The sequence below is a fragment of the Hydrogenophilus thiooxidans genome, from assembly GCF_019049855.1.
Classification (GTDB): Bacteria; Pseudomonadota; Gammaproteobacteria; order Burkholderiales; family Rhodocyclaceae; genus Hydrogenophilus; species Hydrogenophilus thiooxidans.
On sequence record NZ_JAHLSY010000002.1, the window covers coordinates 174,494 to 199,039 of the forward strand.

Annotated in this window: 27 protein-coding genes; 13 read left to right on the top strand and 14 right to left on the bottom strand. The window is 62.6% G+C overall.

Annotated elements, in window-relative coordinates; translation table 11 throughout:
- The first annotated feature begins 4 nt into the window (after positions 1-4).
- The 3 genes from KUL93_RS01780 to KUL93_RS01790 are packed head-to-tail and all read left to right on the top strand — an operon-like array spanning position 5 to position 3,657.
- On the top strand, positions 5-2,218 hold the full coding sequence (locus KUL93_RS01780; RefSeq protein WP_217125414.1) for a RelA/SpoT family protein: 2,214 nt from the start codon (positions 5-7) through the stop codon (positions 2,216-2,218).
- Positions 2,202-3,215, top strand: a complete 1,014-nt coding sequence (gene gluQRS, locus KUL93_RS01785) for a tRNA glutamyl-Q(34) synthetase GluQRS (RefSeq protein WP_217125415.1) — start codon at positions 2,202-2,204, stop codon at positions 3,213-3,215. The genes KUL93_RS01780 and gluQRS overlap by 17 nt, the downstream gene beginning before the upstream one ends.
- A gap of 19 nt (positions 3,216-3,234) precedes the next feature.
- Positions 3,235-3,657 (top strand): CoA-binding protein, encoded by a 423-nt coding sequence (locus KUL93_RS01790; RefSeq protein WP_217125416.1) that lies wholly within the window; start codon positions 3,235-3,237, stop codon positions 3,655-3,657.
- Here the strand turns inward: KUL93_RS01790 and KUL93_RS01795 are convergent.
- Entirely contained in the window at positions 3,641-5,299 is a 1,659-nt protein-coding gene (locus KUL93_RS01795; protein WP_217125417.1) for an ATP-binding protein, read from the bottom strand. The genes KUL93_RS01790 and KUL93_RS01795 overlap by 17 nt on opposite strands.
- A 167-nt stretch (positions 5,300-5,466) precedes the next feature.
- On the opposite strand from KUL93_RS01795, the gene KUL93_RS01800 reads away from it, so the two are divergent.
- Entirely contained in the window at positions 5,467-6,423 is a 957-nt protein-coding gene (locus KUL93_RS01800; RefSeq protein WP_217125418.1) for a DnaJ C-terminal domain-containing protein, read from the top strand.
- Between the two features lie 85 nt (positions 6,424-6,508).
- On the opposite strand, the gene KUL93_RS01805 is transcribed toward KUL93_RS01800, so the two are convergent.
- On the bottom strand, positions 6,509-7,537 hold the full coding sequence (locus tag KUL93_RS01805; protein WP_217125419.1) for a porin: 1,029 nt from the start codon (positions 7,535-7,537) through the stop codon (positions 6,509-6,511).
- 271 nt (positions 7,538-7,808) lie between these two features.
- Here KUL93_RS01805 and rpoH point away from each other — a divergent pair, with 271 nt between their 5' ends.
- The 4 genes from rpoH to thiD are packed head-to-tail and all read left to right on the top strand — an operon-like array spanning position 7,809 to position 10,507.
- The gene (gene rpoH / locus KUL93_RS01810) at positions 7,809-8,738 is read left to right on the top strand and encodes an RNA polymerase sigma factor RpoH (RefSeq protein WP_217125420.1); all 930 of its coding nucleotides are present in this window, start codon (positions 7,809-7,811) and stop codon (positions 8,736-8,738) included.
- A complete protein-coding gene (locus tag KUL93_RS01815) occupies positions 8,735-9,157 on the top strand; it encodes a nucleotidyltransferase substrate binding protein (RefSeq protein ID WP_217125421.1) in 423 nt (140 codons plus the stop codon). Before rpoH ends, KUL93_RS01815 begins: the two co-directional genes overlap by 4 nt.
- 5 nt (positions 9,158-9,162) lie before the next feature.
- Positions 9,163-9,564, top strand: coding sequence for a nucleotidyltransferase family protein (locus tag KUL93_RS01820; RefSeq protein WP_217125422.1), 402 nt, complete (start codon positions 9,163-9,165; stop codon positions 9,562-9,564).
- Positions 9,565-9,574: 10 nt separating this feature from the next.
- A complete protein-coding gene (thiD, locus tag KUL93_RS01825) occupies positions 9,575-10,507 on the top strand; it encodes a bifunctional hydroxymethylpyrimidine kinase/phosphomethylpyrimidine kinase (protein ID WP_217125423.1) in 933 nt (310 codons plus the stop codon).
- Here thiD and KUL93_RS01830 read toward each other — a convergent pair.
- The gene (locus KUL93_RS01830; RefSeq protein ID WP_217125424.1) at positions 10,495-11,436 is read right to left on the bottom strand and encodes a CysB family HTH-type transcriptional regulator; all 942 of its coding nucleotides are present in this window, start codon (positions 11,434-11,436) and stop codon (positions 10,495-10,497) included. The genes thiD and KUL93_RS01830 overlap by 13 nt on opposite strands.
- 108 nt (positions 11,437-11,544) lie before the next feature.
- Between KUL93_RS01830 and KUL93_RS01835 the strand changes: the two genes are divergently transcribed.
- The gene (locus KUL93_RS01835; RefSeq protein WP_430408194.1) at positions 11,545-12,327 is read left to right on the top strand and encodes an IclR family transcriptional regulator; all 783 of its coding nucleotides are present in this window, start codon (positions 11,545-11,547) and stop codon (positions 12,325-12,327) included.
- 30 nt (positions 12,328-12,357) lie between these two features.
- Here KUL93_RS01835 and KUL93_RS01840 read toward each other — a convergent pair whose 3' ends face one another.
- Positions 12,358-13,227, bottom strand: a complete 870-nt coding sequence (locus tag KUL93_RS01840; protein WP_217125426.1) for a serine hydrolase — start codon at positions 13,225-13,227, stop codon at positions 12,358-12,360.
- Between the two features lie 77 nt (positions 13,228-13,304).
- Between KUL93_RS01840 and KUL93_RS01845 the strand changes: the two genes are divergently transcribed.
- The 4 genes from KUL93_RS01845 to KUL93_RS01860 all read left to right on the top strand — a co-directional run bounded on the left by KUL93_RS01845 (position 13,305) and on the right by KUL93_RS01860 (position 17,799).
- Complete coding sequence (locus KUL93_RS01845; protein WP_217125427.1) at positions 13,305-13,898, top strand: aminotransferase class I/II-fold pyridoxal phosphate-dependent enzyme; 594 nt, start codon at positions 13,305-13,307, stop codon at positions 13,896-13,898.
- 114 nt (positions 13,899-14,012) lie between these two features.
- Positions 14,013-15,026, top strand: coding sequence for a Fe(3+) ABC transporter substrate-binding protein (locus KUL93_RS01850; RefSeq protein WP_217125428.1), 1,014 nt, complete (start codon positions 14,013-14,015; stop codon positions 15,024-15,026).
- A 17-nt stretch (positions 15,027-15,043) separates the two neighbouring features.
- Positions 15,044-16,705, top strand: coding sequence for an ABC transporter permease (locus KUL93_RS01855; RefSeq protein ID WP_217125429.1), 1,662 nt, complete (start codon positions 15,044-15,046; stop codon positions 16,703-16,705).
- Positions 16,699-17,799, top strand: a complete 1,101-nt coding sequence (locus KUL93_RS01860) for an ABC transporter ATP-binding protein (protein ID WP_217125430.1) — start codon at positions 16,699-16,701, stop codon at positions 17,797-17,799. The genes KUL93_RS01855 and KUL93_RS01860 overlap by 7 nt, the downstream gene beginning before the upstream one ends.
- Here KUL93_RS01860 and KUL93_RS01865 read toward each other — a convergent pair.
- The 10 genes from KUL93_RS01865 to KUL93_RS11640 form a co-directional block, all read right to left on the bottom strand.
- Complete coding sequence (locus tag KUL93_RS01865) at positions 17,734-18,516, bottom strand: lytic transglycosylase domain-containing protein (protein ID WP_217125431.1); 783 nt, start codon at positions 18,514-18,516, stop codon at positions 17,734-17,736. The genes KUL93_RS01860 and KUL93_RS01865 overlap by 66 nt on opposite strands.
- Before the next feature lie 199 nt (positions 18,517-18,715).
- Complete coding sequence (gene ampD, locus KUL93_RS01870) at positions 18,716-19,270, bottom strand: 1,6-anhydro-N-acetylmuramyl-L-alanine amidase AmpD (RefSeq protein ID WP_217125432.1); 555 nt, start codon at positions 19,268-19,270, stop codon at positions 18,716-18,718.
- Between the two features lie 3 nt (positions 19,271-19,273).
- Positions 19,274-20,575, bottom strand: coding sequence for a cobyrinic acid a,c-diamide synthase CobB (locus KUL93_RS01875; RefSeq protein WP_217125433.1), 1,302 nt, complete (start codon positions 20,573-20,575; stop codon positions 19,274-19,276).
- On the bottom strand, positions 20,572-21,237 hold the full coding sequence (cobO, locus tag KUL93_RS01880; protein ID WP_217125434.1) for a cob(I)yrinic acid a,c-diamide adenosyltransferase: 666 nt from the start codon (positions 21,235-21,237) through the stop codon (positions 20,572-20,574). The genes KUL93_RS01875 and cobO overlap by 4 nt, the downstream gene beginning before the upstream one ends.
- 16 nt (positions 21,238-21,253) lie before the next feature.
- On the bottom strand, positions 21,254-21,826 hold the full coding sequence (locus tag KUL93_RS01885) for a helix-turn-helix domain-containing protein (RefSeq protein WP_217125435.1): 573 nt from the start codon (positions 21,824-21,826) through the stop codon (positions 21,254-21,256).
- Complete coding sequence (locus KUL93_RS01890) at positions 21,810-22,328, bottom strand: copper chaperone PCu(A)C (protein WP_217125436.1); 519 nt, start codon at positions 22,326-22,328, stop codon at positions 21,810-21,812. The genes KUL93_RS01885 and KUL93_RS01890 overlap by 17 nt, the downstream gene beginning before the upstream one ends.
- A gap of 59 nt (positions 22,329-22,387) precedes the next feature.
- Positions 22,388-22,984 (bottom strand): SCO family protein, encoded by a 597-nt coding sequence (locus KUL93_RS01895; protein ID WP_217125437.1) that lies wholly within the window; start codon positions 22,982-22,984, stop codon positions 22,388-22,390.
- 50 nt (positions 22,985-23,034) lie between these two features.
- Positions 23,035-23,403, bottom strand: a complete 369-nt coding sequence (locus tag KUL93_RS11775; RefSeq protein ID WP_217125438.1) for a DUF2946 family protein — start codon at positions 23,401-23,403, stop codon at positions 23,035-23,037.
- Between the two features lie 15 nt (positions 23,404-23,418).
- Positions 23,419-24,228, bottom strand: coding sequence for a metal ABC transporter permease (locus KUL93_RS01905; RefSeq protein WP_217125439.1), 810 nt, complete (start codon positions 24,226-24,228; stop codon positions 23,419-23,421).
- Between the two features lie 81 nt (positions 24,229-24,309).
- Positions 24,310-24,546 (bottom strand): zinc ribbon domain-containing protein (locus tag KUL93_RS11640; RefSeq protein WP_217125440.1); only part of this gene is annotated, 237 nt, incomplete at its 5' end.

The following is a 24,546-nucleotide window of genomic DNA, read 5'->3' on the forward strand; positions in this document are numbered from 1 at the left end:
CGCGATGGCAGACGCACCCCCTCCCGCTGCGGCTGCCGCACCGACTTCTCGGCTCAGCCCTTTTCAACCGCAAAACATCCCGGTCACTTACGCCGCGCTGCGCAAAACGCTCGCTACCTACCTTGACGCCGCAGCGCTCGCCCGAATCGACGACGCAGTCCATTTCGCCGCGTGGGCCCATGAAGGTCAGACGCGCGCAAGTGGCGAACCCTACGTCACCCATCCGATCGCGGTTGCTGAAATCTCAGCGCAGTGGCACATCGACGACAACGGCATCATCGCGGCGCTTTTGCACGACGTGATCGAAGATTGCGGCGTCAAGAAACACGAAATCGCGCACCGCTTCGGCGCCACGGTCGCCGAACTGGTCGATGCGCTCACCAAACTCGAAAAGCTGGAATCGCAAACCGTCGAAGAGGCACAGGCGCAGAACTTTCGCAAAATGTTTCTGGCGATGGCGCGCGACGTGCGGGTGATACTGATCAAACTCGCCGACCGCCTCCACAACATGCGCACCCTCTCGGCGCTCAAACCCCACAAACGGCGACGTATCGCCCACGAAACGCTCGAAATCTTCGCCCCCATCGCCCACCGCTTGGGGCTCAATGCCCTCTTTCGCGAACTCCAGGACCTAGCCTTCGCCGCCGAACACCCGTGGCGACACGCAGTCCTTGCTGCTGCGGTCGAAACCGCACGCGGCGCCAACGCGCAACTGCTCGACGAACTCCACAGTGCGGTAGCCGCAGCGCTCGCCGAGTGGGGCATTGATGCCGAAATCACCCGCCGCGAAAAACACCTCTACTCGATCTACCAAAAGATGCGGCAAAAGCACCTTCCTTTCGACCAGATCCTCGACCTTTTCGGCCTGCGCATCGTCACCGCGGACGAACCGAGCTGCTACCTCGCTCTGGGCGCGATCCACCGCCACTTCAAACCGATCCCCGGCAAACTCAAAGACTACATCGCACTTCCCAAACCCAACGGCTACCAGTCGCTCCACACCACGGTGATCGGCCCACAAGGGGTGCCGCTCGAAATCCAGATCCGCACGGTCCAGCAACACCGCTTCGCCGAACAAGGGGTTGCCGCCCATTGGCGCTACAAAAGCGCCGAACCAGCCAGCGACGCCGAACGGCAAACCCACGCGTGGTTGCAGTCGCTCCTCGAGCTCCAAGCCGAAAGCGAAGCGCGTGATTTTCTTGAAGCGGTGCGCATCAACCTCTACCCCAACGAAGTCTTTGTCTTTTCCCCGCGCGGCGAGATCTTTTCGCTGCCACGCGGCGCCACTGCGGTCGACTTCGCGTACGCGATCCACTCCCAAGTGGGCCACGCGGCGATCGCCTGTCGCATCAACGGTGAATTGATGCCGCTGCGCACCGAACTCAACAACGGCGACCGCGTCGAAATCATCACCAGCAACACCCCAAGCCCCAACCCCGCGTGGCTCAACTTCGTCCGCACGGCACGCGCCCGCGCCGCGATTCGCCGCTTCCTGCGGCAAGAGACCCAAGAGCAAGCGGTGATCCTAGGTGAGCGGCTCCTTGACCAAGCGCTGCGCCCTTATGGTCTCACGTTGGGCGCGATCTCCACGCTCGCGTGGGATCGGCTTTTGCGCCAACTCTCGGGCAAAAGCAAAAAACAGCTCCTCCAAGAGGTGGGGTTGGGACACCGCAACGCGATCGCGCTCGCCGAACTCCTCGTTGCCGCACAAGACCAAGAGAGCGGCCGTAGCGGCCTCCTCAAACCGCAACCACTCTCCCGTCTCAAAGTGGGCGAACGCGCCGACGCCTCGATCACCTTTGCCCCCTGTTGCCGCCCTGTGCCCGGCGACGACATCGTCGGCATCCTGCGGCAAGGGCACGGCCTCGACATCCACCGCAGCGAATGCCCCATCGTGCGCCGCGGCGGCAAACCGCGCTGGGTCGAAGTCACATGGAGCGACACCATCCCCGAATCGCGTCACTTCCCCGCGGCGCTCACCGTCGTCGCGCGCGACGAGATCGGAATGCTTGCGCGGATCAGCGCCGCAATCGCACAGGAAGGCGGCAACATCGTCCATGTCCAACTCGACGCGCAACCCGAAGCCACCACCCTGATCCAATTCGTGATCGAAGTGCGCGACCGCGTCCATTTGGCGCGCATCATCAAACGGCTCCGCCGGGAACGGGGCCTTGTGCGCATCCAACGCCTTTTGGCAAACCATGGTGAACGCCGCTAACGCGAACCCAACCGCGGCACCTGCAGCCAGCGCTGACCCAAACCCCACCACGGAACCCGCACCACCGCCCTTCGCGTACCACGGCCGCTTCGCCCCCTCGCCCACCGGGGCGCTCCACTTCGGCTCGCTCGTCGCGGCGCTCGCGAGCTACTGCGACGCGCGCGCGCATCAGGGATATTGGCACGTTCGGATCGACGACCTCGACACCCCTCGGGTCGTTCCGGGTGCCGCCGAAACGATCCTTCGCCAACTCGAAGCGTGCGCACTCGAATGGGACGGCCCCGTCACCTACCAGTCGCACCACCGCGACGCCTACCGCGACGCGTTCGAAACCTTACGCCAAAACGGTCGCCTCTACCCGTGCGGCTGCACGCGCAAAGACCTTGCCGACGCCCCGCGCGCCATCGACGGCAGTCGCCGCTACCCCGGCACCTGCCGCAACGGCCTTGCCCCTCAGCGCACACCCCGGGCGTGGCGCTACCGCACCACCGAAACCATCACCTTTTGCGACCGCATCCAAGGGCGCGTCACTGAAAACCTCCCCGAAGATCTGGGCGACTTCATCGTCTGGCGTGCCGATGGGGTTGCCGCGTACCAGCTGGCGGTCGTGGTCGACGACGCGCAGATCGGCGTCACCCACGTCGTCCGCGGCGCCGATCTCCTCGGCTCCACCTGCCGCCAGATTGCGCTCGCTCGGGCGCTGGACCTACCCGTTCCCCAGTACGCCCACGTACTGGTCGCGCTTGCAGCGAACGGCCAGAAACTCTCGAAACAGAACCTCGCGCCACCGCTCCCCTACGACGACCCCCGAACGCTTGCCGCTGCGCTCGTTGCCGCGCTCACCTTTTTGCGGCAAAATCCCCCAAAGGCGCTCTGCAACGCATCCCCGAAAACCATCGTGGCATGGGCCGTTGCCCACTGGAACCCAGCCGCGATACCCGCGGTCACCGCGCTGCCGGTGACTGAAACGACCGCAGCTCTTACCTTTGCCGATTGACCCTTTCCGGAGCCACACGATGATCCCCAACCCAAACGACGAAACGCTCAAAACGCTCCTTACAAACGCGCGCTGCATCGCAGTGGTCGGCATCTCCGACAAGCCCGACCGCGCGAGCTACCGCGTCGCGCGTTATCTGCGCGACGCGGGCTATGAAATTGTGCCGATCAACCCCCGCCTCACCACCTGGGAAGGCATCCCCGCCTACCCGACGCTCTCTGACGTACCCGGTGCGATCGACATCATCGACGTCTTTCGCAAAGCCGAAGAGGTCCCGCCAGTGGTCACCACAGCGCTCGCCAAAGGGTGCCAAACCTTCTGGCTACAGCTTGGGATCCGCAACGACGCAGCGGTAGAACCCCTGATCGCGCGCGGCATCACCGTCGTGCAAGACCGATGCCTCAAAATCGAACATCAGCGGCTCATCACCCCGCCGAATTGACCGCAATCCGATTCACCTCCCAACCGGCAATGCGCTTCGTGCGCGGCGAAAAGGCCACCCCGACCTCGACCACTTGGTTCACGCCGGGTGCATTGCGGTACTTCGCGGCGTAATCCCGGGCTCGAAGCTGAGCAAGCGCCTCCTGTGCCCCTTGCCCTTCCCCCACCTTGAATTCGAAGACCCAAACGGTACCGCCGTGCTGCACCGTCAGATCGGTCCGACCCTGGTTCGTGACATCCTCGGCAACGATGGTCACGCCCAGGCTTGCCAAATGGCTGTAACAGACACTCGCGAAATAGCCCTCGTACTGCGCGATCGGGTTCTTACGATACCAATCGTGCGGTATCGCCGCAAAAAGCCGTTCGAAATGATCGCGCAGCGCGGTCGCATCACCCTTGGCCAAAATGTCGTACACAGCAAAGGTAGCTGCGTTGGCAAGCGCATTGACCTGTGGCGGCGCCCAGACGGTGAGCAACGCCTCGTTGAGCGCAGAGCGCACCTCTTGGTTAGGCAACCGCAAGCGGTAGACCACTCCCCTATGGGAAGGGATAGCCGCCTCGATCGTCAGGTAACCGCTCTGCCACAGCATCGCTTCCGGTTCGATATGATCGACATCGAACGCCGACAGCAGCTGTTCCGTGGCGAAGGTCTGTTCCAGCGCAGGGGTAAAGTAGCCGCGTGAGCGAAGCCAGTCGACCAAATACGAAGAGGTCCCCGTCTCGAACCACCAGCGCCGGAAGACACGTTCGGCAAAAAGCAGCAAGATGTCGAACGGGTTGTATACCGGCTCGCCCTCCCACGCGTACCCGTTATACCATCGGCGCACCGTTTCCCGCTCCAATGGCACACCCGCTTCTGCCGCTGCGGCGAACTCGGGCTGAAAAACGGAATCGAGATCGTACTCCGTATAGCCACAGATCGTGGCGAACGCGCGCGACAAAGTAATGTCACGCAGATGGTTCAACTCGGAAAAGAGCGAAACCTTGCTGAACTTCGAAACGCCGGTCAGCAATACGAAGCGCAGATCGGCATCACGCCCCTTCAGTACCGAGTAGAAGTTTCGCAACCCCTCGCGCATCGCCCGCGCCACCTGCGGTTCGGTGAGATTGTCGAGGATCGGCTTGTCGTACTCGTCGATCAATACCACCACCCGCTCGCCGTACCGCTCTGCCACGCGCGAAATCAGCTGTTGAAACCGGATATGGACGTCGCTTGCGCGATCCGAGATCGGCACTGCTAACCGCTCCGCGTTCTCTTCCAGGACCGCATGGATGTGTTCCTCGAGCTGCGCCCGCCGCTCCAATCGCCCCTCGGCAAACGAAACCCGAACGATCGGATGGCGTTTTCCCCAATCCCAATGGTCGGCAAGATAAAGCCGCGGGCGCGCAGCCGCCTGCGGATCGGCCCCCAGCCGCTCGGCGCGCGCTCCTCCCTCGAACAGCAGACGATTTCCGGCAAAAGCTTCGGCCACGGTATCGAGGAAAAGCGACTTGCCGAAGCGGCGTGGACGAGACAAAAAATAGGCGCCGCCACCCTCTGCAAGAGCGGCAACGAGCGGAGTTTTATCCACGTAGTAGTAACCTTCGTTGCGGATCTTCGCAAAGGTCTGAATACCAATGGGAAGTTTGCGACGGCCGAGCATAGAGCACATCCCCAAGCTGTTGCCCGATTCTACCGCACCACCTTGCCGCCCGGTTTAGGCTTGTCCACCACAACCGCTCCGCTCCCAGCCGCAGCGCGCCACTTGAAAACCCATCCGCGCGCGCCTACATTGAAAACAGGCAATGCAAGCAGAAAAAGGCTGAGCGGATGGAATTTCGCGACTACTACCAAATCTTGGGTGTGCCGCGCACTGCGACCCAGGACGAGATCAAAAAAGCGTACCGCAAACTGGCGCGGCAGTACCACCCGGACGTCTCGAAAGAGCCGGACGCCGAACAAAAGATGAAAGCGATCAACGAAGCCTACGCGGTCCTTTCCGACCCGGAAAAACGCGCCGCGTACGACCAACTGGGCGCCCACTACCGGGCCGGGCAAGAGTTCCGGCCGCCACCCGGGTGGGACGCTGGCTTCGAATTTCGCGGCGGGCCGTTCGACGCTGCCGAGATGGGCGACTTCTCCGACTTTTTCACCGAACTCTTCGGCCGCATGGGCGCCGGACACCGAACCCATCGCCGCGCCCAGAGCGGCGCCCAAGGGTTTCGCGGCGAAGACCACCACGCAAAGATCCTCATCGACCTCGAAGACGCCTACCGCGGCGGCACCAAAACCGTGACCTTGCACGCTGCCGAGTTCGACGCGCTCGGCCACTTGGTGGTCAAACCGCGTACGCTCGAAATCAAGATTCCCAAAGGCATCCGCGAAGGGCAGATCATCCGGCTGGCGGGCCAAGGAAGTCCCGGTATCCACGGCGGCGCAAACGGCGACCTGCTGCTCGAAGTCCATTTCCGTCCCAGCGCCGACTATCGCGTCACCGGGCGCGACGTCTACCGCAAACTGCCGCTCGCGCCGTGGGAAGCGGCGCTGGGCGCGGTCGTCCCCGTGCGACTGCCCGACGGCAGCGAACTCAAAGTCCGCGTGCCCGCGGGCGCGCAAAACGGCAAGACGCTGCGCGTCAAAGGCCGTGGGATTCCCGGAAACCCAGCAGGCGACCTCTACCTGGAACTCACCGTCGTCCTTCCGCAACCTGCGAACGACGCGCAACGCGCCGCGTACGAGACCCTCGCGAACGCTTTCCCGAAATTTGACCCAAGAAGCCACGCATGAAAGCGCCGCGTTCAATTGGCGGCATTCATAAAAAAGGGCGCTTACGCGCCCTTTTCCACATGATGGGATCGTTCAGCCGATCCGATCAGAACTTGTGGCGGATCCCGATGTTGAACCCGTTTTGGTAACCCGCACCGCCGTTCGAGCTGTCACCCACCGACGCGGTAGCCCCTTTCTTGTTGCTGATGTCGGCATACGCCACGTAGAGGTTGGTGCGCTTCGACAGATCATGCTCGTAACCGATCGCCCACTGAGTCGACTTCGGATCAACCGAAGTGCCGCTCACATCACGCTTCGTGTAGTTGTACGAAGCGAGCACACGACCAGCGCCAGAAACCGGCACGGTCACGCCAAGCATCCAGCTGTTGCGCTCATCGGTGGCATTGACTTCACGATTGCCGTAGGCTGCCGCCACTTTCGCAACCCCGAAGTCATACGAACCCGCGATATCCCAAACATCCAGACTGGCTGCCCCCGCGGCCTGAGGATCGATCTTGTGGTAGTTGAGCCCAAGAAGGATCGGGCCGTTTTTGTAGACCGGGCTCAACGCAAAGACACGGGTATCATTGTCGTTGCCCGCGGTTTCTGCGCCAGCGAGGTGATTCACATAAGCCGCAGTCACCGTCAAACCGGAGAAGCTCGGCGAAATGTACGCAACGGTGTTATCCACGCGCACGTCGGTTTGATAGAGGTTGTTCATCTCACCAACCGTACCGAACCCAAACGGATCGACCGAGGAAAGGAGGTTAAATTGCGGGGTGTAGACGCGGCCCACTGCCAACGTACCAAAACCACCCGAAAGCGTCACGAACGCTTGGCGACCAAAGAGCGGGCTACCATTGCGAAATTCGGGTTGTTCGATACCAAAACCGGTTTCCAACACAAAGCCCGCTTTGAGCCCGTTACCGAGATCTTCAGTTCCTTTGAACCCAAGGCGGTTGCCCGACTGAATCCCACTATCCACCGAGAACTTCGAGCCGACGCCCGGCGCAATGTTGTCGCTGCGATGCGATACGCCGACGTCCACCAGACCATAAATCGTCACGTTCGATTGAGCCATTGCCGGCGCGGCGACGAGCCCGGCAACTGCCAGAGCGATCAGTTTCTTTTGCATCGTGCTTCTCCTCTGCATGAGATGTTAACCCTGGGCGCAACTGCACCCGCCAACTGAGCACCGCAAGCGCGAATGCTTGCCGCTTATTGTGACCGTGATCACGCCCCAACGCAAGAGGCACGAAAAAATTGCTCCACTCTCAGCGCACCAAGCTGTTGCATTTACGCCACACAGGGTTCGATCCGTTTTGTTACGGAACTTTCCCTTCGTTTTAGCACTCGAACGTCATGAGTGCTAAAATGACCATCGGGTCGAGGAAGGAGGGTTCACGATGCACCCAGCTACCATCACGCTCCCCCAACCGGTCGCGGTGGGCACAGAGCGCGCAGCTACGTTGCCGACGGCGTGGCACGGGTCGCTCCCAAGCCCCGTGAGCAGTTTGTCACGCTACATTCAGGCGGTAAACCGTTTTCCCGTGCTCTCTGAAGCGGAAGAGTACGAACTGGCGCGTCGCTTTCATGAGACGAACGACCTGGACGCGGCGCGGAAACTGGTGCTGGCGAACCTGCGCTACGTCGTGATGATCGCGCGGCAATATTTTGGGTATGGGCTACCGGAAGCCGACCTCATCCAAGAGGGCAACGTGGGGCTCCTCAAAGCGGTCCGCCGCTTCGACCCGTACAAAGGGGTGCGCTTCATCACCTTCGCCGCTTACTGGATCAAAGCGGAAATTCACGACTATATCCTGCGCAACTGGCGGCTGGTGCGAATCGCCACCACCAAGGCGCAGAAGAAGCTCTTTTTCAACCTCCGTAAGCTCCTTGGCGGCGAGCCCCTCACCCGCGCCAAAGCCGACGCGATCGCAGAAACCCTCGCGGTGAAACCGGAAGAGGTCGCAGAGATGCACGCGCGCTTTGCCGGCGGCGACGTCGCGCTGGAAGGCATGCCCGACAGCGACGAAGAGAGCGACTGGCGCGCGCCGCTTGCCTACCTGCCCGACCCCAGCGGCACGCCGGAAGAAGCGGTTGCCGAAGCCGAAGCGGAACGGTTGAGCCAAGAGGGGCTTGAGCATGCGCTCACAAAGCTGGATGAACGCAGCCGCGCGATCGTCACCCGCCGCTGGCTCACCGAGTCGCCGGCAACCCTGCAGGAGCTTGCCGCAGAATATGGCATTTCTGCGGAACGGGTGCGGCAGATCGAAGCGGCAGCGCTGAAAAAGCTGCGGGCGTGGCTTACCCCGCAAGCAGACGCGGTGTTATGAGCACGCCCCCCGAACTGCGCTGGCAGCAGCGCTTCGCCAGCTTTCAGCGGGCGCTCGAAGCGCTCGAAGCGGCGGCGGACCTCGCAGCAAAACGGCCGCTCTCTCCCCTTGAGCGCAGCGGGTTGATCAAGTCGTTCGAATTCACCTATGAGCTTGCCTGGAACGTGCTCAAAGATTATCTCCTGTTTCAAGGCGAACCCAACGTTGCCGGCTCGCGCGACGCCTTTCGCGAGGCGTTTCGCCGCGGCCTCATCCACGACGGCGAGACCTGGTTGGCGATGATCACCGACCGGAACCGTACCGCGCATCTCTACGACGAAGCGACCGCGGAAGCGATCGCGCAGACAATTGTTACCCGCTACCTTCCGCTTTTTCGCACGCTGGCTGGCGATTTGGCCACACGAATCCAGGCAACCTAACCGCGATGCTCCCCTTTCCCAACCCGCCGCATGAGCGATCCGCCCCCCTTGCTGCCCCCCCGTTGGCGACACTGGTCGCGTTGAGCGGCATTCCCGCGCCCCACTGGCAACGGCTGCTTACCTGCCTTGCCTCCGACCCCAGAATCGAACAGGCGTGGCTCTTTGGCTCACGCGCCAAGGGCACGTGGCAGGAAGGCTCCGATATCGACCTCGCGGTCTGGGCCCCCGCGTGGCAAGCGTACGATTTGACCCGAATGCTCACCGCGCTCGATGGGCTCGATTTGCCGTGGTCGATCGATCTCGTAAACCGCGCGCGTCTGGCGAACACCGCGTTGGACGCGCACATCGAACGGGTCGGAATTCCGCTACTGCCCTTTTCCGCCACACAGAAGCAGGCGAACGACTAACCGGATCACCATGCCGACGATCACCGACCCCCGCCCCGCCCCTACCCCCAACTGCGTTGCGATCGCCGGTGTCGACCCGTCGGGCGGCGCGGGGCTTTTGGCCGACATCAAGACCTTCACAGCGCTGGGCGCGTTCGGCTGCGGCGTGGTCACCGCGCTTACGGCGCAAAACACCCAAGGAGTCACCGCGATCCACACCCCACCCCCACCGTTTCTCACCGCGCAGCTCGACACCCTCTTTGCCGACCTCCCCGTTGCCGCGATCAAAACCGGGATGCTCGGCAACCGCGCGGTAATCGAAACGGTCACGGCGGCGCTGCGCCGCTGGTTTCCCGACCCAGCCGCACAACCGCCCGTCGTTGTCGACCCGGTGATGATCGCCACCAGTGGCGACCGGCTGCTCGATGCCGACGCGGTCTCGCTTCTGGTCGAAGCGCTCTTTCCGATTGCGACGGTGGTGACCCCGAACCTTCCGGAAGCTGCGGCGCTCACCGGCTTACCCGAAGCGACGACACGCGCGGCGATGCGCCGGACTGCCGAACGGGTGCGCGCGCTCCTTCCTGCCACCCCTGGGCGCTGGGTCTTTCTCAAAGGGGGGCATCTTCCCGGCGACGAGCTGATCGACCTAGCGTTTGACGGCGAAACGATGCTCGAATTCCGCGCGCCCCGCCAACCCTATGGCGCGCTGCACGGCACCGGTTGTACGCTTGCTGCGGCGATTACTGTGGAACTCGGTTTTTGGTACATTGGGCAGAACGCTTTGAGAGGGGATTCTCCTGCCGCGCCGAACGCCGCGCCAACCCTCACCGCCGAAGCCGCCCAAACCCGTTTTGCTGCGGCGCACCGCTACCTGCACCGCGCGATCGGCGCGTGCCCCCACATCGCTGCCGGGCGCGGCGCGCAGCCCCTTGGCCACATGCCGCTTCGCGGTCACAATTCGTAAAGACTCCCCTCACCGCGTACCACCCGCGCCACCACGTCGCGCTTCAAATGGGGCGCAAGCGTTTCGATGAACGCATAGACGAAGCCGCGCAGGTAGGCGTTGCGCAGAATCCCGATGCGGGTGACGTTCGATTCGATCAAATGGCCGAGATCACGCTGCACCAGATCGCTATCGACCGCGGGATCGAACGCCATCTTGGCGATGATCCCGACGCCGAGTCCCAAGCGCACATAGGTTTTGATCACGTCGGAGTCGATCGCGGTAAGCGCCACCGTCGGTTTCAACGCCCGCCCCAAAAAGGCTTTGTTGATGTGGTCGCGCCCGGTAAACGCCCCGTCGTAGGTAATGAGCGGGTATTGGGCGATCGCTTCGAGCGAGAGCGGCTCAACGGTTGCCAACGGATGGTCTTTCGGAACCACCAGCGAATGGGTCCACTGGTAGCACGGCAGTTCGACCAATTCGGGGTATTCGCTGATCGCTTCGGTTGCGATCACCAAGTCAGCGTCGCCCGCCAAAACCATTTCGCACGCGTACCGGGGGCTCCCCTGATGGAGCGAAAAGCGCACTTTCGGGTAGAGGCGACGAAAGCGGTCGATCACCGGCGGTAGCACATAGCGCGCTTGGGTATGGGTGGTGGCGATCGCCAACACGCCGTCGTCGCTTTTCGCGAACTCTTCCGCAACGGTATAGAGGCTATGGACGTCGCGCAGAATCCGCTCACAGAGCGCAACCACCTGTTTGCCCGGCTCCGTCAATCCGGTGAGGCGCTTGCCGTGGCGCACGAAAATCTCGACACCCAGCTCCTCCTCGAGCGCCCGAATCTGTTTCGAAACGCCAGGCTGCGAGGTAAACATCGATTCGGCGGCGTCGGAAACGCTCATGCCGTGGCGAATCACCTCGACCACATAACGCAACTGCTGTAGATTCATGTGCAGGACACCTTTCGCTGTTTCGTGCACTCTAAACAGTTCGAATCCTACCGTCAAGGGAAGCGTTATTCCATATGATGGAAAGTACGGTACAATGACGGGATCGTGATCAGCCCAAAAAAGATGAACGCCCCCTACGAGAAGCCCGCCGGAATCCAAGTCATCGACCGCCTGGTGCGCCTTCTTGATCTTCTCTCCAAACACAACGCCCCCGTCGCGCTCCGGGACCTGGCCGCGCAGGCGGAGCTTCCCCCGTCCACCGTGCATCGCATCCTCAACGCGGTTGTTCCCAGCGGCCTCATCGAACGGCTCGACGGCGGTCACTATCAACTGGGTCTGCGCCTCCTGGAACTCGGCGCGAAGGTGAAAGAGCGGCTCACCGTCCGAGACGTCGCGCTTCCCTACCTTCAAAAGCTTCATGACGCAACGGGCGAGAGCGTCAATCTGGGGGTGCGCGATGGCGACGAGATCGTCTATATCGAGCGCACCTCGGGCGGCCGCTCGTCCGTGCGCGTGGTCCATATCGTCGGCTCGCGCGCGCCCTTGCACACGACCGCCACCGGCAAGTGGTTTCTGGCCGAGATGTCGCCCTCTGAGCGCGCCGCCTATTGTGCCCGTACGGGTCTGGCGCCGCAAACCCCCCACTCCTTGACCACGCGGGAAGCGCTCGAAGCGGAACTGGCGGAACTTGCGCAGGAAGGGGTTGCGTACGATATGGAAGAACAGGAACTGGGGGTGCGCTGCATCGCCGCGCCGATCCGCGACGAAACCGGGGCACTCGTTGCTGGCATTTCGCTCTCGACCCCTGCGGAACGGTTCGACCGCAGCAAAGCGCCGCTCGTCCAAGCCACCGCTCAAGCGATTTCGCGCGCGCTCGGGTACCGGCAATAAGCGGTTGCCCCCTTGCGCGCGCCCCGCGATCTACCCGGCGCGGGGGTTGCCCCGTTGCGCCCGGGCAGGCAACGGTTTGCCCGTTTCCAACCAGTGGCGCAACCGCTTGGCGTCGGCAACCCGCGTGTACTTCCCCTGACTGTTGAGCAGGACGAATATGGTTGGTCGCCCCTTCACCGGGGTCACCAACACCAGACAACGACCCGCTTCACGCGTATAGCCCGTCTTTTGCAAGGCAATGGGCATCGCGTCGTTACGGACCAACGCATTGGTAGACCGGAAACGGACCGTACCACTGTGGGTGCGCACCAACTCCTCATTCTCCGTCGAATAGTCGCGAATGACCGGGTCCTGGTAGGCGGCGCGCACCAGGCGCACCAGATCGTTCATAGAGGCAACATTCTCTGGGGATAACCCCGCCGGATCGACGAAGTGGCTGTGGCGCATCCCAAGCATCTTGGCTTTGACGTTCATCGCGCGCACGAACGCCGCGCGTCCGCCAGGATAATGGCGCGCAAGCGCCATCGCCGCGCGGTTGTCGGAAGCCATCAGCGCAAGCTTGAGCGCGTCACCGCGGGTCAGCGTGGTTCCAGCAACCAGGGGGGAGCGGGTCCCTTTGATCCGGTCGTAATCTTCCGCGGTAATGGTAATCAGCTCCTGCAATGGTTGCTTGGCTTCGAGCACCACGAGCGCCGTCAAAAGTTTGGTGATCGACGCGATTGGCCGCGGCACTTCTGGATCCCCGTGCTGCGCCAGCACCGCAAGCGACTGGGCGTCGACTGCCAGATAGGCTTCCGACCGCAACCCAGGACCCGGAGCCGTAGCGTAGGCGAACGAAAACCCGATCCCTATCAAAGCAAACCCCACGATGAGCCGCTGCACTACTCGCCCCGCTGGCATGTTCGCGTATCCTCTAGGCAATGGATGACGAACATGATAAAACATTGCCGCTTGTCTGACAACGTGAGTAGGAAACGATGCCCTCCTGGACGCTCGCCCCACGGGTTGCGGAAATCGCCCCTTTTCATGTCATGGAACTGCTGCGCCGCGCGCACGCCCTGGAACGCGCCGGGCACGACGTGATCCTCATGGGCTTTTCGAAATATTTCGGGATGACCGGTTGGCGTCTCGGTTGGTTGCTGTGCCCCGACGCCGAGATCGCGCGCGAAGCGGAAAAACTTGCCCAGCACCTCTACATCGCGCCTTCTACCGTGGCGCAACACGCCGCACTCGCTGCCTTCTCGCCGGAGACGCTGGCAATTTTGGAGGCACGGCGCCAGGCGTTTGCTGAGCGCCGCGAAACGCTCCTCGAGGGGTTGGCTGCGCTCCACCTCACCCCGCCGGCGCGTCCGCAAGGGGCGTTCTACGCCTATGTCGATATCACGCCGCTTGGTGGCGACGCCGACACCTGGGCCCACCGGTTTCTGGAAACGGCATTCGTGGCGGTCACACCCGGGCGTGACTTCGGCGAACACGACGCCAACCGCTACCTGCGCTTTGCCTATACTACGGACGCCGAGCGCATCGCAGAGGCGTGCGCGCGGTTGTGCCGCCTCCTTACTGCCGGGTAGCGGAAAACAGCTTTTTTGCCAGAACAGCCGCATAGGTACCCATATGTCGTAAAGCTATTGCAAACAATTCTCGTTTGATTTATCATAATCTTCGTTGTCCATTACTCGGAGTCGATGACCATGCACCGTCGTACGTTTCTGACTGCGCTCACCGCAACCCTGATCGCTGCGCCCGTTTCGGCAACCCATGCGGCCGAGACGCTCACCGTCTATACGTCACGCAACGAACAGTTGATTCAACCGGTGTTCGATGCGTTCACCAAAGCCACTGGCATCGCTGTCCGCTTTACCACGGACAAAGACGGCGCGTTGATCGAACGGCTCAAAGCCGAAGGCGAAAACACACCAGCCGACCTCTTGATCACCGTAGACGCGGGCAACCTGTGGCTTGCGAAGAGTTCTGGCGTACTGCAACCGCTCCAAAGCGACATCGTCACGCAAAAAATTCCCGCGCATTTGCGCGATGCAGACAACCACTGGTTCGGCGTGAGCCTGCGCGCCCGCCCCGTGATGCGCCACGTTGAGCGGGTCCGTGCCGAGGAAATCACCCGCTACGAGGATTTGGCCGACCCGAAATGGAAAGGGCGTTTGTGTCTGCGCACGTCGAAAAACGTCTATAACCAGTCGCTGGTCGCGACAATGATCGCCGACCTGGGTGAAGCCAAGACCGAAGCGATCGTCAAAGGGTGGGTCGCGAACCTTGCCACGCTCCCCTTCCCCAACGACACGGCCGTCCTGAAAGCGATCGCAGAAGGGGTCTGTGACGTCGGGATTGCCAACACCTACTACCTTGGGCGCCTGGTTGCCGAAACGCCGCAGTTCCCTGTGGTGCCGGTATGGACGAATCAACAGGAGCGCGGCGTCCATGTCAATGTCTCAGGGGTCGGCGTCACGAAACACGCCAAGCACCCGGAATTGGCGAAACGGTTCATCGAGTGGCTGGTCACCCCCGAAGCGCAAAAACTCTTTGCCGAGCTGAATCACGAATACCCCGTGGTCGAGGGGACACCGGTAAGCCCCGTCGTCGCCCGCTGGGGAACCTTCCAAGCGAGCCAGACGCCGCTCAGCAAAGCGGGTGAATGGCAGCGTGCAGCGGTACAATTGATGGATCGCGCTGGCTGGCGCTAATCGGTGGTTTGCACACGTTGAAACGCTTTACCGTGACGGGCACACCCGCAGGTGTGCCCCGTTTCGCTTTTTGGCACGTCGTGGTGGCGGGGCTCGTTGCTCTTGCCGCTGCACCGCTCATTGCGATCGTCGCGTCATTTCGCGCGATCGACTCTGACGTGTGGCACCACCTCACCGCCTATCTCTTGCCGACACAACTCCTTGAGACGGCGCAGTTGCTGCTCGTCGTCCTGCTTTTGGCGTTCACGTTGGGAGTGGGGCTTGCGTGGCTCACCACGGCGTACCGCTTTCCCGGTGTGACGCTCTTTCGCTGGGTGTTGCTGCTGCCACTGGCCATGCCGGCGTACGTGCTTGGGTTCGTCTATCTTGCCTGGTTCGACGTCACCGGCAGTGTTGCCCTTTTCCTGCGGCGCTGGGAGATCCCTTTGCCTCAAGTTCGATCCTTGTGGGGCGCGGCCTGGGTCTTGGCGTTCGCGCTCTATCCGTACATCTATTTGGCAGCGCGCGTCGCTTTCGTGACCACCAGCGCTCGGGCGTTGGAGGTGGGTCAGGCGTTGGGGCTCACCCGACGACAAGCCTTCTGGCGCGTGGCGGTGCCGCTCGCTCGCCCGGCGATCGTCGCGGGATGTGCGCTCGTTGCGTTCGAAGTGCTTGCCGATTTCGGGGTGGTGGCGCTTTTCGGCGTCGAAACGTTGAGTGTCGGCATCTACAAGGCGTGGTACGCGCTCTTTTCCCTATCCACAGCGATGCAGATCGCCGCGCTCCTTGCATTCTTGGCGGTTCTGGCGCTTTTTTTCGAACAGTGGGCCCGCAAACGGGCCCGTTTCACCACGACGGGCCGCAGTCAGCCACTCACTCCGACACGGCTTACCTCGTTCCCTGCCTGGGGCGCAACGCTGCTTTGCACGGCGGTGCTGGCCGTCGCGCTTCTCTTGCCCGTTGCGCAACTCTGCGTTTGGGCGTGGACACTGGGGCGGGACGCTTTGACGAGCCGCTACTGGCACTTTTTCGCCAATTCCCTCATACTGGGCAGCAGTGGCGCGGGCGTCACCGTGACGCTGGCGCTACTTCTTGCCTACGCGCAACGGCTTGACGGGCGCCCAATCATGCACACCGCAGTCCGCATCGCGACCGTCGGTTACGCCTTGCCGGGTGCAGTTCTGGCGGTAGGGGTCGTTGCGGTCACGAGCGCAGTCGATCACGTGTGGATCGCACTGGGACGGTGGTTCGATGCCCACTGGGCGCCCCTTCTGGGGGGGACGGTCGTGGCGATGCTCATCGCGTATGCGATCCGCTTTTTGGTGGTCGCGTTCGGCCCAATCCAGGCAGCTCTGGCACGGGTCACGCCACGGATGGACGAAGCCGCGCAAAGTTTGGGTGAAACCCAATACGGCATTCTGCGCCGTATCCACCTTCCGTTGCTGCGCCCGGCACTCTTTGCCGCAGCTGCGCTCGTCTTCATCGATATCTTGAAAGAGTTGCCGATCACCCTGATGACCCGCCCCTTCGGCTGGGAGACGCTCGCCACCCGCATTTTCGAATTGACCAACGACGGGCGTTGGGAAGAGGCGGCACTCCCAGCATTGGCGGTGACGTTGGCAGGCGCCCTTCCCGCGTGGTTTCTTGCCAAAAAGATCACCCATCCCACCTCGGCACACACCCCGGAAACACCATGCTGACACTGGAGCAGGTCACGAAGCGCTTTGGCACCCATACGGTTTTGCGCGATTTTTCGCTGACGCTCGATGCAGGCATGATCGGCTGCCTGCTGGGGCCGAGCGGCAGCGGCAAGACAACGGTGCTGCGTCTGATCGCCGGTTTCGAGACGCCAGACGCCGGAACGATCACGATCGGCGGCACGCCCGTTGCCGATGCCCGTCGCGCGCTCGAACCCCATCGCCGCCAAGTGGGCATGGTATTTCAAGACCATGCCCTTTTTCCCCACTTGACGGTAGCCGAAAACATCGCGTTCGGGTTACGGTCGTGGCACGCCACGGAACGCACCGCGCGCGTTACCGCGCTCCTGCGCTTGATCGATCTCGACGACGCTGCACACAAGTATCCGCATGAACTCTCCGGGGGGCAGCAGCAACGCGTTGCGCTGGCCCGGGCGCTTGCGCCTCGGCCTCGGCTACTGCTTTTGGATGAGCCGTTCTCCAACCTCGATTCGATGCTGCGCGAACGCTTGGCGATGGAGGTGCGCCGCATCCTCAAACACGAAGCGGTCACGGCGCTACTTGTCACCCACGACCCATTCGAGGCATTTGCAATCGCCGACCGTTTGGGCGTGGTGGCAAACGGCCAGCTTGCCCAATGGGATACCCCGTATGGGCTCTACCATCAACCGCACAACCGCTTCGTTGCTGAATTCATCGGAGAGGGGGCATTTCTACCAGGAACTTTCGAAGCGCCCAACCAAGTGCGCACCGAATTGGGGACGTTACCCTGTCAGGACGAACCCGCCCTTTCTCCGGGAGATGCGGTCGACGTGCTGCTGCGGCCAGATGATCTCGTACACGACGAAGCCAGTCCGGTGATCGCGCGCCCGATCCATGCGGTCTTTCGCGGTTCGATCATTCGCTACACGTTGCGGCTTGCAAGCGGCGCCACCGTTCTCATGGACCACCCCAGCCACGACCCTTTGCCGCTCGAGAGCGCAATCGGCGTACGGCTCGACACCCGCCACGTCGTGGTGTTTCGCCGAACGTCAGCGGCGGTTGAAATCGACCAACCCGATTGCGGGTGCTCGGTCAACACCAACCAGGCGTTGTAACTGCCGGTAGAGCGACAGCACCGTCTTGCTGTAGCGCTGTTTCGGATCTTTCAAACTGCCGTGGTAGTACTGCAACGCCATTTCCAGCGTGCCGTAGCGTTGCACCCCTTCGGCCAACACTTCGATCCCAACGGCGATATTGACCTCGGGGTCGAAGAGGTGGTCCGCCTGCGGCTCGCCGGCCACGCGGGCATCGATCTTGTCGAGGTGCCATTTCGGAATCACCTGCATCAGCCCCAGCGCCCCTTGCTCACTTTTTGCGTTCGGGTCAAACCCCGATTCGACCGCGATCATCGCGACGATCAGCAGCGGATCGAAGCCATACCGGCGCGCTTCGGTCTCGATCGCCTTGAACCAGCGCACCAACTGCTGCTCTGGCGTCTCGTAGCGCTTGGCGACGAAGCGGCGCAATTTTCGGAGTTCCGGCGTACTCTCCGTGAGCGAATAGATCGATAACGAAGGTTGGGCATCGGGCTTTGTGCGGTTGGGATCCGCAACGGTGTGACGCTTTTCTGCTTGAGCCGCAGCTGCATGCGTCACGAGGCGGTCCTCGCCTTGGTAGCCCGCATAAGTGGGCTGTGGCGCAGGCATATTGGCCGCATTCACCGGCTCGATCGACCAAGTAAGTAGCGGACGCGGATCGTGGTGGGCCACATAGAGCAACCCGGCAAAAAAGGTCAGGACCGCTCCCTGACCAAACCAGTGCACCCATTTCATCGTGGGACTCCTTATTATCGATGACCCGATTCCCATCGGGCGAAAGGTAGCTTTACCGCTTCGGCACACTCCTAGCGGCAGTAGTCTCTCTTTGGGGCAATCGCTAGGATAGCGTCAAGCGCTTGACGTAGCAAGAAAAATTACGAAAATCAAGCAAAAAAACGGACCACGCTGTGGCGGATCTGCGACAGCGCTGCGATCACGTGGGGGGAAAGCGCCAAGAGAGACCCGTTGGGGACAAGCGCGTTGCAAGCGCCCCCCATGAGAAAAGCGGTCCGGGATCGGTTTTCCGACCGGGAGCGATATCGCTATGGCCGGCCAGATCGACCATCTGCGGAAAACGGGAACGAAGCGCGGTCAATAACGTGGCGAGGCGATCGTACTGCGCCCGCGCAAACGGCGTGCTGTCGTCGCCTTCGAGCTCAATCCCAATCGAGAAGTCGTTACACCGATCGCGCCCGCGCCAGCAGGAGACCCCCGCGTGCCACGCCCGTCGTTCGGGCGGGACGAACGCAATGGTCGTGCCATCGCGTCGAATCAGGTAGTGCGCCGAGACGCGAAGCCCGGCAATCGTGCGAAAAAAGGGGTGCTCCTCTGGGTCGAGCCAGCCAAGGAAAAAGCGCTCGATCGCGTCCCCGGCAAAATGCCCCGGTGGCAGGCTAATCGCGTGGATCACCGCAAGCGTCACCACGGCGTCAGGCGGACGGGCGTCGGCATGAGGGGAATCGAGGATGCGATCGACCGGCAAGCGCACCGCTTACTCCGGCTTGCCACCCAACCAAGCAGCGACCACGGCAGGTGCGGAAGGAAAATACCAGTGGACGTAGCTCGCTGTGAGCGACCCCACCCGGTAGATCGCTTCGCCGTGCGCGCCGTTCTCCCGTGACGGGTAATATTCCGCCCAGCGCCACGGCGGCTGCGGTGGCGTTTTCCAGCGCGAATAGTGGAAGGTGTGGCCCGTCAGGGTCCCATTCGGCAGCACCAGCCGCTGCCCGCCCAATGCCGCAAGGCGCGACTGCATCACGACATGCCCCGCCAGCAACCCTGCCATCGGATATCGCTGCCCATCGAGCGTTTCGAGCGTGGTCGCCACCGCCATCATCCCGCCACATTCGGCAAGGATCGGAACCCCAGCGGCATGGGCGGCGCGAAGGCTTGCGCGAAACCGCTCGGCTGCGGCCAGTTCCACCGCGAAACGCTCGGGGTACCCTCCGGGAAGCCAGAGGGCGTCGGCAGAGGACGGCACGGCCTCATCGGCAATGGGGGAAAAGGGGATGAGGGTTGCCCCCAGCGCTTCGAGACATTCGCGGTTTGCGGGATAGACGAACGAAAACGCCGCATCCTGCGCCACCGCAATGCGTTTGCCTGCAAGAAGCGGTGGCAAGTTCGGAGGGGGGATATCCGGCAGAGCGACCTCGGGCCAGAGGGCGTCGGCAACCCAGGGGAGGATCGCATCGGCCAATGCGTCGAGCCGAGCGTCGAGATCGGCGATCTCAGCAGCCTGAAAGAGCCCCAGATGGCGTTCCGGCAACTGCGCCTCGGGGCGCTTGGGCAACGCGCCAACGAATGCGAGCCGCGGGGGCAGCCGTTCGGCAAGGAGCGCCGCGTGACGCGCCCCCGCCACTCGATTCGCCACGACCCCCCAGACGCGCAATTCGGGGTCGAACGACGCCAAGCCGTGGGCGATCGCCGCAAAAGTCTGCGCCATCTTGCCTGCGTCGATGAGCAGCAACACCGGCAATCCGAGCCGCTTCGCCAACTCGGCCGCCGAAGGAGCGCCGTCAAAAAGCCCCATCACCCCTTCGACGAGCACGACGTCGGCCTCCCGAGCCGCGCGCGCTAAGCGCCAGCGCGCATCGTCCAAGCCACACATCGCGAGGTCGACATTCTCGACCGGCGCCCCCGACGCCGCCGCGAGCACCATCGGATCGAGAAAGTCGGGACCGCACTTGAAGAGCCGTACCCGTCGCCCCAGTTTGCGGTGCGCTCGCGCAAGCGCCGCGGTCACCACCGTCTTCCCCTGCCCCGACGCCGGAGCAGCAAGCAGCGACGCGATCAAAACTCCACCCCCGGCATCGCGGCAACGCCTGCCTGAAACGCATGCTTCACGAGCCGCATCTCGGTCACCGTATCGGCAACGGCAAGTAGTTCCGGCGGCGCGCCGCGCCCCGTGATCACCACGTGCTGCATCGCCGGACGGTTGGCGAGCGCCGTCAACACCCGCTCGAGCGGCAGGTAGCGATACTTCAATACGATATTGAGCTCGTCGAGCACTACGAGCCCAACCGCGGGATCCGCCAGCGCCGACTCCGCGGCGCGCCACCCCGCTTCCGCCGCCGCGACATCGCGCGCTCGACTCTGCGTCTCCCAGGTAAACCCTTCGCCGCTCACCACCCAGGTGACGTTCGCCTGCCGCCGGAAAAAGGCCTCTTCGCCCGTGTCGCCTCGCCCCTTCACGAACTGCACGACGACGGCGCGGAGCCCATGGCCCAACGCCCGCGCCAGCAACCCAAAGGCCGCTGTGGACTTCCCTTTACCCGGCCCGGTATGGACCAGCACCACCCCGCGTCGGGTGCGCGCGGCGGCGATCTTCTGGTCGACCACCGCTTTTTTGCGCGCCATCCGCGCCTGATGGCGCGCCTCGGTTGCGTCGGCTTGCGTGGGCGCTGGCGTCACCGATGTCGATTCGGATGCCACTGACCGTTCGGGTGCGTCTGCCATCGTCGGGGAAATCCGGTCACGAACACGAAGCGACAATCCTACCACGCTCTCGTGACAGGAGGCGCGAGACCGTCTCCACCTGCAACCCAGTGATCGCGGCGATGTCGCGCAGCCTTGGCCACGGCGCCCCCGGTGCAGCACGGTCGAGCAGCCTGCGCAACCGTTGGAGCCGCGCGAGCGCCGAACCGGAACGCAAGAGCGCCCCTTCGTGCGCCCGTTCGGCGTGGCGCAAATAGTGCGTCGCGATCGCTGGCGACGCGCTCCACGAGGTGAGCACCGTACGGGTGAGCGCAACCGCATCGAACGCGTAGGTGCCAAACAGTTGCGCTTCCACGCCGATCAGGTCGCCCCCGTAGGCGAGCATCACGAACCGCTCGGCAGCGCTCGTGACGCGATCGTCAGGCTGAAAGAGCGCCACGATCCCCCGTTCGATCCGCCAGGTTGGACCAGAACTCCTTGCCCCCCAAAGACGCACCCCGCGCTCGAAGTGGCGCATGGCGTGCACCTGCTGCGGCGCGTTCGCCGGTACCTTAGCTGCTGCGACCGATTCGACCGAACCTGCAAGAAGCGCTTCAACGCTGAGGCCCATGGCCATGCCCTCCGTGCGACATCGGGCGGCCCATCCCTCCCAGCGGGCGGACTTCCGCCTCGATGTCGACGTCCAGTCGCTGACCATTGGCGGTGGTAAACGTCAAGGTCAGGGGAACCTTCTGCCCCACCTCGACCGCTTTCGGCAAATCGATCAACATCACGTGGTAACCGCCGGGTTCGAGATGAACGGTCTGCCCCGCTCCAATCGCGAGCCCGTTGGGGAGCGCACGCATCTGCATACGGTCGCCCACCATCTTCATTTCGTGGATTTCCACCACCGGCGCTACCGGGGTCTTGCCGCCCACCAGCGTCACCGCTTCGTGCGCGGTGATGTGCATGAACGCGCCGGTTGCTTTTTGACCGGGCACCGTCGCCCGAACCCACGGATCGGTTATCGTCACCGGCGCGTGCGCGTGCGCCGTTGCCGAAACCCCGGCCACTGCGCCAACCACCAGCCAAGCCAACAGGTTACGACGAACCGCAAAAAGTGTTCTTTCCATGATCAATCCTTTCCGAATCCGTGTTGGGTATGCGCGCTGCGCACCCACCCAATCGACACTCACGGCGCTTCGGCGAAGAGCCGCGCGACGTCCTCAGCGAACTCCTTCGCACCCATCGCATGCGGCACGGCCAAGCGCAATCTCCCTTTCGGGTCATACACGAACGTGGTTGCCGTGTGGTCCATCGTGTAGCTTGCGCCCGTTGGCACCTTGCGGTAAAAGACACGAAACGCCTTGGCGGTGGCTTCGAGCGTTGCCGCATCGGGCGGAATCAAACCGACAAAGGTCGGATCGAACGCGTTCAGATAGGCGCGCACCACCTCTGGCGTATCGCGTTCGGGATCGACAGTCACGAACACCACGCGAAAGCGCTCCCCCTGCGCGCCCAAAAGGCGTTTCACCTCGACGGCACGCGCAAGCGCCGTTGGGCAGACGTCCGGACACTGAATGAAGCCGAAGTAGAGCGCCACCACCTCGCCACGAAAATCGGCAAGGCGTCGCACCCTCCCTTCGGTATCTGGCAACACGAAATCGCGTCCGAAGTCGGCCCCGGTGATCTCTTGGGCGTGAAACGCCGGTTGATCCGAACAGGCAGCGAGCACCACCGCACAGATCGCCCATACGATTCGACGCCATGCGGCGAAGAGACGAGCCATAGCATCCCCCGATGATTTGATGACCGCACAACAACCTGATCGATAGCCAATCAGCGAGGCGGTGCGCGAACCGGAGGGAGACGATGCGCAAACGTATCGACAAAAAGAGCAGCAACGGAGCGGGGTAGCGCCGCGACGGTGACAACCCACCCCCAGGGCACGCCCCATGGCGACGCAATGCCTGGGTGGATCGTTGCAAGAAGACAGTAACCGCACGCCGCAAAGGGGTCGTGATGGTCAGATGCGGCGCTGGACGTGTGCAATGGCGCGCCCCCTCTCGTAGCGCTGGTGTCGTCACTGACCGAGAGACACACGTCGGCAGACGTGCGCGCTGCCCTTCCTTCCCACGAAAGAAGGGGAAAGAACGCGACAAGGCACCACCATAGGGCAAAAAGGAGCGCGCCATTTCGACGGTTCATGTTGTCGAGTATAGCTCAGTTGGCGCCCGGGGAGATAGCCCCTTTTGCTGTGCGCAGAAAACGGCTGGATGCAAACGCGAATAACAGCACCCCGACAAAAAGGGGACCGAAGGGCTGATCGGCAGACAAGGCCACAAAAAAAGCAACGAGATAACTTGCAACCCCTAAGAGCGCTGCCGCCACATTGGCGGTTCGCCACCTTTTGGCGAGCGGGAAAACCGTGAGCGCCGGCAGAAAAAGCAGCGCAAACGCAGCCATGACGCCGAGAATGGTAATCGCCACAGCCGTGGTCACTGCTGCGACCCAATCAAAACCCAAGTACCACCGCCAGCGCGGTAACCCATTTGCGGCGTCGTACGCCGGAAAAAAGTGGGCACGCATGCGGCGACGGGTAAAATAGGGAAGCAGCAGAAGCGCAACGCCGGTGATCACGAGCGCAGCCGCTGCCTCTGTAGGGCTGGCGAAATAGATCTGCCCATCGACCAACGACTGAGCAAGCGCGTGTCCGAGCGCAGTATTGGCGGCAACGAGCATCATCAACGACCAACCCGCTAGGATCATCACACCGTACGCACTGTTGCGAGAAAAACCGTCCCGCTGTTTGACCACTGCCGCCACCGTAGCTCCAGTGGTCGCTGCAACGGCGGGCGCGATCCCAAAGCCCGCCCCCAAGAGCGCAGCGGCGCTGCTGAGATACGCGACGCCAAGCGCCGCCAACCATTCCCCGCGCAAGCGAAGGAGGTTACCCAAAAGGGGCAAGACCACCGCAAAAGGGAGTCCAGCCACGAAGGGCCAGAGAAAGGGGCTCGATAGAAGCGCAAGCAACCTCTCTCCTAACACGGGCAATCTCCGTTCCGTCAGACTTACTCATTCTTGCTTAAACAAGAACAACGCTGACTTCCTGCTTCACTGAGGACGGTTTCGCTCCAAGAGAGAAGAGCCTTGAAGCCAGAGTCTTCCTCTCCGCGAGGCTTGACATCCGGCGGAACTCGCCGTAGGGCCGTTTCGGGTGGCCAACCCAAGCAGATTTCTGGCGGCATTTATGTCGCGGTCGTGCATCGCGCCGCATTCTGGGCAGACCCATGCGCGAACCGATAACGGCAAAGAGTCTTGCAGATGACCGCAAGCCGAACACGTCTTGCT